This window comes from Pelatocladus sp. (genome assembly GCF_059505505.1).
Map to the genome: position 1 here is coordinate 1 of NZ_JCACKS010000095.1, position 8821 is coordinate 8821.

8 protein-coding genes and 1 riboswitch are annotated in these 8821 nt (G+C 39.0%); of the genes, 1 reads left to right on the forward strand and 7 read right to left on the reverse strand.

Annotation, left to right across the window (positions count from 1 at the left end; genetic code table 11):
• Positions 1-453: NAD(P)-binding domain-containing protein (locus tag AC5JMK_RS08455; RefSeq protein WP_495909859.1), on the reverse strand; the 453-nt coding region annotated here is incomplete at its 3' end.
• Between the two features lie 204 nt (positions 454-657).
• Between AC5JMK_RS08455 and AC5JMK_RS08460 the strand changes: the two genes are divergently transcribed.
• The gene (locus AC5JMK_RS08460) at positions 658-1131 is read left to right on the forward strand and encodes an SgcJ/EcaC family oxidoreductase (protein ID WP_495909860.1); all 474 of its coding nucleotides are present in this window, start codon (positions 658-660) and stop codon (positions 1129-1131) included.
• A gap of 101 nt (positions 1132-1232) precedes the next feature.
• On the opposite strand, the gene AC5JMK_RS08465 is transcribed toward AC5JMK_RS08460, so the two are convergent.
• From AC5JMK_RS08465 to AC5JMK_RS08490, 6 genes are all read right to left on the reverse strand, one after another.
• On the reverse strand, positions 1233-2258 hold the full coding sequence (locus AC5JMK_RS08465; RefSeq protein WP_495909861.1) for an ABC transporter ATP-binding protein: 1026 nt from the start codon (positions 2256-2258) through the stop codon (positions 1233-1235).
• Entirely contained in the window at positions 2255-3352 is a 1098-nt protein-coding gene (locus AC5JMK_RS08470) for an iron chelate uptake ABC transporter family permease subunit (RefSeq protein ID WP_495909862.1), read from the reverse strand. Before AC5JMK_RS08470 ends, AC5JMK_RS08465 begins: the two co-directional genes overlap by 4 nt.
• 159 nt (positions 3353-3511) lie before the next feature.
• A complete protein-coding gene (locus AC5JMK_RS08475; RefSeq protein WP_495909863.1) occupies positions 3512-4726 on the reverse strand; it encodes an ABC transporter substrate-binding protein in 1215 nt (404 codons plus the stop codon).
• 44 nt (positions 4727-4770) lie between these two features.
• Positions 4771-5643, reverse strand: a complete 873-nt coding sequence (locus AC5JMK_RS08480; protein WP_495909864.1) for a (2Fe-2S) ferredoxin domain-containing protein — start codon at positions 5641-5643, stop codon at positions 4771-4773.
• An 84-nt stretch (positions 5644-5727) separates the two neighbouring features.
• On the reverse strand, positions 5728-7785 hold the full coding sequence (locus AC5JMK_RS08485; protein ID WP_495909865.1) for a TonB-dependent receptor plug domain-containing protein: 2058 nt from the start codon (positions 7783-7785) through the stop codon (positions 5728-5730).
• 19 nt (positions 7786-7804) lie between these two features.
• A riboswitch (cobalamin riboswitch) is annotated at positions 7805-7953 on the reverse strand.
• Positions 7954-8362: 409 nt separating this feature from the next.
• Positions 8363-8821: Tery_1686 family protein (locus tag AC5JMK_RS08490; protein WP_495909866.1), on the reverse strand; the 459-nt coding region annotated here is incomplete at its 5' end.

Genomic DNA, 8821 nt, shown 5'->3' on the forward strand with positions numbered 1-8821 from the left:
AGCAAGATTCTCCACGTAGTTGACGCTTACCCTGCCCTTGCTTTCATCCCCAGGTGGAGTCTTCGGAACCTGGGGACTTCCCGCAAGGAAGGTTAAAAATAAACCAGGAGTGATTGTAGATTCATCCTCTTGTACTGGTAACTGGAAAAACTCAACAGCCGTCTTTAAATACACAGCATATTCTTTACCGCTAAGGTGTTCCCGTTGTAGGCTTAATCCAGGAGAAGTTTGGAGTGCGATCGCATTTAAATCTAAAAGCCCAAAGCCGTGACTGGGAAACGATGGCGTAATAAACCGCATCTCAACAGGCCAGCGACTAAAAGATGCTCCGACTTCGTGACGTTCTAAAATCACAAAGTTTTCAATTCCTAAATTATGCAAAACCACTCCGCAACCAATTCCAGCCGCACCTGCACCAACTATCACTACATCCAGTTTTGCAGCTAAATTCATAGTTCCACTGATTTGAGCGAGAGGAATTCAGTGGTTTGTTAACATCAGTTCGCCCTTTCAGAAGAAAGATAAAGAATAGAAAACCTTTACCCGTAAGCATCTCATGACCTGAACTAACAAACCACTGATTTAGTTAATGAGAATGATTATTATTATACAATCATCATCTCTCTCTTCATCCTTTTCTTTTGACGAAGGTATTGCATGAAAAGAATCATTCTGATTGTCGTTAACTTATTAGCACTTTTGTTTCTGTTTTGCAGTCCTACCTATGCCGATACAAATTGCCCAACAGTCACAAAAACAGATATAGCTGCGCTTTTTGATCAGTGGGACAGAGCGCTGCAAACAGGTAAACCAAGTGAAGTTGCCAAGTATTATGCGGATGATGCGATTTTACTTCCCACTGTTTCCAACAAGGTTCGGCACACTCATCCTGAAATAGAAGATTACTTTAAAGGGTTTGTGGGTCTTAAACCTGATGGTCGAATTGAGGAGCAAAATATTCAGATTTACTGCGATGTCGCTGTTAACTCTGGCATTTATACATTTGCTGTTGTCAAAGATGGCCAGCCATCCCAAGTGAGGGCGAGATATACCTTCGTCTACCATAAAGTTGGCGATCGCTGGTTGATTGTAGATCATCATTCATCGAAAATGCCTTCAAAAACGACCTGAACAAATTTTCGACGATTTTACCTATTTGGGGCGATCGCTCCTGCATTCCGACTGCTAACTCGACAGGTGAGAGAATAACCCCAACAGATGTAACATTCTAACTACCTCACTAGCGGGGCGACTTTGTTCAAAAATCGAATCAACTCATACATTGAGTTATGTTCCGACACAGCACCGTTGTACCTCACCTGCCAAAAAACTTGTCCGCTTTTAGATATCACCTCTATACAAAGCTGGGAATTGCTATCCGATACCACAACAAATCCAGCTCGTTGCAAACCACGCTTTGTCCACATTAATTCCATACCCTCACCCAAAAGACTAACTTTGCCACGAATCGGTGTATAGAGATGAAACTCACCAGTGTGTACGTCAAATTCCACACCTTCGCTATGAAATGCTTCAGTAAATACACCAGTTAAAACCAAATCTTCCGGTGCGCCGATATGTAGAAAACCACCTTCTGTTAGAAGCCAAACTTTATCAGCAAGGCGCAAAGCTAAATCCAAATCGTGAGTTGAAAGCAAAATCGCCTGATTTGTTTCTCTCACCAAACGCCGCAATAATTGCATAATCTCCACACGGCGGGGTAAATCCAAAAAAGCTGTTGGTTCATCTAATAGCATTAAAACAGGTTCTTGTGCTAAAGCCCGCGCAATCATGATTTTTTGGCGTTCACCGTCGCTGAGTTCGCCGACATTGCGCTTTGCTAAATCTGTAGCTCCTACACTTTCAATTGCCCATTTAACTATTTTCTCATCTTTAGAAGTTAACCTTCCCCACCAATCAGTATAAGGATAGCGCCCCATTGCTACCAAAGCGTAAGCTGACAATATTCCCACATCAACTTTCTCAGTGAGTACTAAACTCAGACGCTTTGCTAATTCCTGGGGTGCTAACTTGTAAATGTCCTTTCCTTGAAGTTGCACTTTACCTTTGATGGGGGGTTGCATTCCCGCCAAGGTTCGCAGCAAAGTAGATTTCCCCGTCCCATTTGCACCCAGTAAGCAGACGAGTTCACCTGTGTTTAGAGATGCAGAAATATCAGATGCAACAATGCGAGTAGCACGCCGTGATGTTTTGTAACCAATAGTTAGGTTACTCGTATGGAGAATCACATCATTCATTTAGGAAAAGATGTGCGAGAATTACCACGCAAAATCACCCAGGTAACGACCGGAGTACCTATCAAAGCAGTGACAGAATTTAGAGGTAATACCGTTTGACGAACTGCAAGCTGTGACAATAAATCTGCAATTAACGCTAGAATTGCTCCCATAAAGATAACAGCACGGATCAAGACTCGATGTTCTGAAGTGTTGAACAAACTGCGGCAAAGGTGAGGAATTGCTACACCTAAAAAAGCGATCGGGCCGCAAAAGGCAGTAATCGCACCTGCTAAAATAGAAGCACTGGTAATAATCCAAAATCTTGCTTGTTGCACACCTAAACCGAGACTACGAGCATAAGCTTCACCAAGAAGTAAGGCATTTAAAGGTTTGGATAGCATTACCGAAATCAACAATACTAACAGCACAACAGGCGCTAAAACTAGCATTTGTCGCCACGTTACACCTGCAAAACTACCAAAAGTCCATTGTAAGTATGATTGGATTTGCTGAGTTTCGCTAAAATGCAGCAAAATACTGACAATAGCACTGGTTGCATAACCAAATAATAATCCCAAAATCAGCAGCGTCATTGTATCTTGGACACGGCGCGCAACTAGTAATACTAATCCTAAAACTAATGCTGCACCTAGACTTGCTGCCACAACTAAACTAAAATCACCTATTATTCCTAAGTCTTTAAATAACACACCCACACCAGTAATATTTGCTGTTAGTACCACTAGCGCTATTCCTAAAGCTGCACCAGAACTAATTCCTAACACAAATGGCCCTGCTAATGGATTTCTAAATAGGGTTTGCATTTGTAATCCACTTACTCCTAAAGCAGCACCGGCGAAAGTTGCAGTTAAGGCTTTGGGTAAGCGAAATTTGAAAATAATAGTAGTCCAAGTTGGTTTTTCTGCTTGTCCTCCTAATAGTATGGTGACAACTTGTTGAATAGGGATTTGGACTGATCCTAATGCTAAGTCTAGTATGAAAGCTAGAATTAGTCCTGTAATCATGGTAGAAAAAATTAGAGTATTTATTTCTAATTTTTTGAGATTTTTTGTTAGCGAAAAGTTTTTTAAGTAATACTGGATTGGGGACATGATAAAATATTAATTACCAATGAACTTATTTCTATTCTGTGAAATAGATTTTCAATAAATGAACCTCAGCATTCTAGAAGAAACTTCAAAGCTTTTCAAAAGAGAATACGTATAGCAAGGAAGAGAAGAGAGATCAAATCTTTGAGTTATTTAGAATTACTATTGTTTTTCCAGCTTACGGTAGTAAACTAGTTGATGATTGGGTAAAATTTCTGGATGTAAAATTTTAATTAAGTCGGATAAGACGATATCAGGGTTGCTGGTTCCGCTTTCCCAGTAGTCGTTACCACCACTATTATTGACACGAGCGTTGTTATTATAAACATTACCTGTTTTTACGGCTGCAAAATCAGCATAGCGATTATCTTCAGCTATGACATCTTTTAAACTTTGCCAAGATTGACTAAGATTAAGCCAGTAATCTGCACTTGCAGCATGTTGAAAGACATTTTCAAATGACAAAGGCTTACTACCAGAAGAATTATCTGCACAAAGATAGTTAGAACCTGCATCAGCTAAATATTTCGCTACATAACTTTGACATCCTGGTGTATACCAAACACCTTTAAAGTTGAATCCTGTAAAGACAGTTGGACGATTTTTAATAGATTTTGTTTTGGAAGCGATATTTTCATATTTGGTAGAGATTTGATTAAAGGTTTTTTGAGCAATATTTTCTTGATTAAAAAACAAAGCAGTAAATTTCAACCATTCTGCATGTCCAAGTGGAGATGTTTCCATATACTCGGCGTTAATTACTACTTTTAAACCGGATTCTATTAACTTATGATGACTATCTATCTGTGGATTTCCTACTCCATAAGTCATGATTAAATCTGGATTTAATTCTAAAAGTTTTTCTATGTTTATACTCTCATTGTTTCCAACCTCTGCTACTTTACCAGCTTTAATACTCTGAATTACTTCTGGTGTGTTGATTCTTTTCTTATCGCTGACACCGATAAGTTTATCGACTAATCCTAACTTTGCTAAATGTGGTAAATGAGTTGTGGAAAGCGAAACGACTGTATTTACCGGTACTGTAATGACTTGGCTTGTTTGAAAATTATTTGGTACAGGTGTTCCACATTGTACTAAAACATATTGAAAATTAATTTTTGCATTCTGCCAAGGATTTTTTACCGTTACTAGCTTATAGTTTTTATGATATTCAACATCAAAACCTGTAGCATAATTGACAGTAATTTTATTAGGAAAATAGTTGGTGTTGGGATTATAAGTTTGGACGCATTCTTTGGTATCTGTTGATGTAGTAGAAGTGGTATAATGGCAAGCAATCGCCAAAATAGCAATCAATAAAAATTGACATAAAAATATAAAAACTTTGGCTTGGCGAAATATTGTTGTTCTCATCTGAAAAAATTGCATAAATAACTACAAATCAACACTGTAGTTATTTAAACCGATTCTGGTGGATAGGAATTAGTAATTACTTTGTTACCTTGAACCAAATGTTCTTTGACAATTGTTTCGGCGATATTTGGTTGAACGCGAGTGTACCAAGTTCTATCCTCTGAATAAAATACTACAGGGCCAAGTTTACAAACTTCCAAACAGCCAGATGTTCTCACTTCTATATCTAAACCTGCTTTTTCAACTGCTGCTTTGATTGCGTCAAAAGTAGGCTTCCAGTTTTGGGAAGTCAGACAACGGCTAGAAGTACAAACAGATATATATGGATGCTTTAAGGGATTTTTAGAAAACGGAATTGGCTTTTTACCTAACACATAAATATCTCGCAGTTCTTCATAAAGAACTAATTTCGATAAGTTTGGTTTCCCTTCTGGTAATAAATTTTCTTCTTCAACATACGGATTAGGTAAGAAGATTGTCATCAAATTTTCGCCTGCACCATTCCAAAAATCAATTCCCCAACTTCTCGGATTTCCTTCTGCATTAAAACGTCGATAAAAAGCAGCACGACTGACTTGACGCTGTTGCCTCAATTCCAATGGTGTTTTACAATGAGGACCACCCAAATTTGCTTCAATACATAAGTGAAGATGCCAACCTTCGGTGACGACAGTCAGATATCCATCATAAAGAATGCAAATTTTAGGTGCAGCAGTAAATTCTAATTCCAACACACCACCTTGGACAATGTGTCCTACTCCTACTTGCTGCCAATTCTCTTGAAATAATGTGTAAAGTAGTGGTGATAAAACATCGCAACTACAATCAAAATCTTCATATTCTATATAACCGCCTGTTGGTGAAGGTTCGGTTACGGTACGATTTAATGGTGTTACCCAACAATTAAATTTAATCATGGCAATTTTGGATTAGTTAATAGTCATTAGTCATTGGTCATTTGTTATTCATTTCCTTCTGTTCTTATCCCCCTATTAATTGATCTAAAAGGTGGCATTTAAACCAATCTGAAAAACTCTACCTGCATCAGGATAACCAGGAAATAATTGATATCGCTGATTAAAAATATTATCTACACTACCAGTAACTACAAAATTATTACTTAGTGGCACTCGAATTTTAAAATCAAAAGTAGTATATCCAGGTAAGGATTCTGTATTAGTATTGTTGGTTGGATATGCGCCGAGGGAATGCATGAGTATTCCCGTATATAAACCTCCAGGTGTTTCATAAGAAATTCCTAAATTCAAACTATCTGCACCTGCAAATCGTAATTCATTATCTTCTTCAGTAGGGTTGGCACTTTCTAATATGCGTGGGTTATTAAGTGTATAATTTACAAATCCATAGATATTTTTTGCGAATTGTACATTCAAAACCGCTTCAATTCCTGTAGTCTGAACTAAGCCGATATTTTCATAAGTACCTACAGGAACAACAAAGTTGTAAGCAATCAAATCTGATATAGTATTACTGAAGTAGGTTAAGCGTAATAAACCAAAGTTCCAAAGTTTCTGGTCAATTCCGATATCGTAGCTATCACCTTTTTCAGGTTTCAAATCTGGATTTCCAACAAAGCTAGAACCTCTAGCATATAAATTAAAAAGAGTTGGGGCGCGGAAATTCCGAATATAATTAGCTCTCAGGGTAGTAGAGTCAGTCAGCGCTAGTTTTGCGCCTATACTTGGTGATGTAAATGAGCCATTTGTTAAACTACTAAAATCTTGGCGCAAGCCAAAGTTCATGGTGAAACCTGATGTAAAATTAATTTCATATCTAGCAAACAATGCTCCTTGAGAGATGCTATCGTCATAACTAGTTGTTTTTTGATTATCGAGATAGTCAAAAGTAACGTTACGCGCTGAAGTGTTGCGATAATCAAAGCCATAAACTAAAGTTTGATTGGGAGCAAAGTTCCAACTATGCTGCGCTTGAATTCCATAGGAACTTTGCTCGTTATTATACCGCACCGAAGATGAAGCACGACTATCAAAACGAGTGTTGAGAAAATCTGCGTAAAGTTTGGCTGTAAGTACAGAATCGTTTCCCGAACCTAGTTTTGAGTTCCAGGTTAAATCGGTGAGAACTTGGTCTGTGTATTTGCGATCGCGTTCCGTTAACGAGTTAAAATAACCTTGTCCAAACAGAGGTTCAGGAATAGGAACGCCTCCCGGTACTCCCTGTTCTTTGCCTAAGTATAAAGTTGAAAGTGTGAGGGTATTGCGTTTACCTAAATTCGCTTCTAACTTGACATTAAAGTTGTTGTAGAGAACATCATTATTTTTTCTGGTTCCCTCAAAGTCAGCTTCTGGAATCGAAAAAGGATAATTATTTTCGGCTTGGATACGGTTATATCCCAAAACCCAACCGATATCACCTGCTTTACCACTATTGTTGATAGTCTGCCGATTGAATCCATACGCGCCCAAGGTAACACCTGCTTGCGTTGTCACTTTCTCGGTGGGACGACGAGTGATAATACTAATCACACCCCCAATCGCAGAGGAACCGTAAAGAGTAGAACCTCCTCCTGGTAAAACTTCTATTCGTTCAATAATGTTGCTAGTAATTTCGGAAAGGTCAAAACTACCCCCACCAAGGTTGTTAATCGGTCTACCATCAAGTAAAATCAATACTTGTTCTGAGTTAGAACCCCGAATAAATTGACCACTCAATGCATTGACTTCCGTCCCGACTGTCCCATCAGATAAGATTCCAGGGAGAAAACGCAACGCTTCTCTGACATTTCGCGCCCCCTGAGCTTCGATTTCTTCACCTGTAATCACATATACTGGTCGGGTGGAATCTTTTACTGTTCCCTCGCGGCGAAAAGGGGAGAAAACAGGCTGATTCAATAGCGTGTCGATGACTGTTAGTTCAATATCTGGTTCTTGTTCATCCGTATTTTGGGCAATTTTTTTGGGTTGTGGAATTTCGACCGCACACACAGTATAGTTCCACAATATCAAAGTCGTCATTGCACTTATACTAGACACAATGACTTTCACCGCCCAACGGCAATTAAAGAGAATATTTTGCATCTGTACCTCGCAGATGGGTGTATGTTTTTTACCTTTGGCGGGCATTCTGACTAAGAGACAATCTTTGTAGTCTCATCACAGCTGCGGGACAGCATCGGATTTACACCGAATTTTCCCCGTTACCTCTGATGGCTGTTCCCCATCAGAACCAAGGTCTGGCTGTAATGTAACATGCTCATACATCAATGCAAATAAGAATTGTTGCATTTAGCTTTGTAGAGCGATCGCTATTTCATGAGTAAATGCGATCGCTCAAGATATCTTTTGCAACTTCTGGGTTAAGAGCGAGGTAAATTTCTTCGTTAAATAATGGATTTGTTGTCATATTTCTACTCCTCCACAGGTAGATGTTTTCACATAACAAATAAGAGTGCATCTCAGCTCAAGCGAGATGGAAACACGAGAAGCAGCCTTAACTTCTGTGAATTGTACCACTAATTGCAATAATGATAATCATTTTTGTTTTAAAAGTGGGTGGGTTGGCGATCGCTTATATGTATTTAATAGCTGTCAAAGTATTTCCAGGGAGTTTGCAGATGAAGTTGAGCATCAAGCCGGAAAGCATCAATTCAAACACTCACACATCTGTAACGCTGCTCTTGTTAGCTTGATCAAACAAGTTGAGAATCTGCCGACAAATTCCCCTTAATTTCTCTTGTGCATCTGGCAAAGGTAGCACAACACCCCAAAATTCCCAACGTCCTGTAGTTGCAAATCGCCAATGCTGTCCTATATAGTCATGTCCTGATAGTTCTACTCCCAGAGCTTGTTGCAGTTCTGTCTCGGCATCTTTTGACAGGCGGATCTGCATTAAAATACTATGGCTTTGGCAAACGAAACTGCGTCTAGAAAAGTGAAAGGCAAGATCCACTGAATACGGATCATCAAATTTTTCGGTTTCTGAATTCTTTAACCAAGGGCTGAGATCAGCCGAAGTGTCGGGAAACTCAGATCTAAAGAGATTGACAGCAGCAGCAATCTTAGGGGTACAGCCGGGATACGTGCAAAATGGGACACGTTGTAAAGTTTTGTAAAA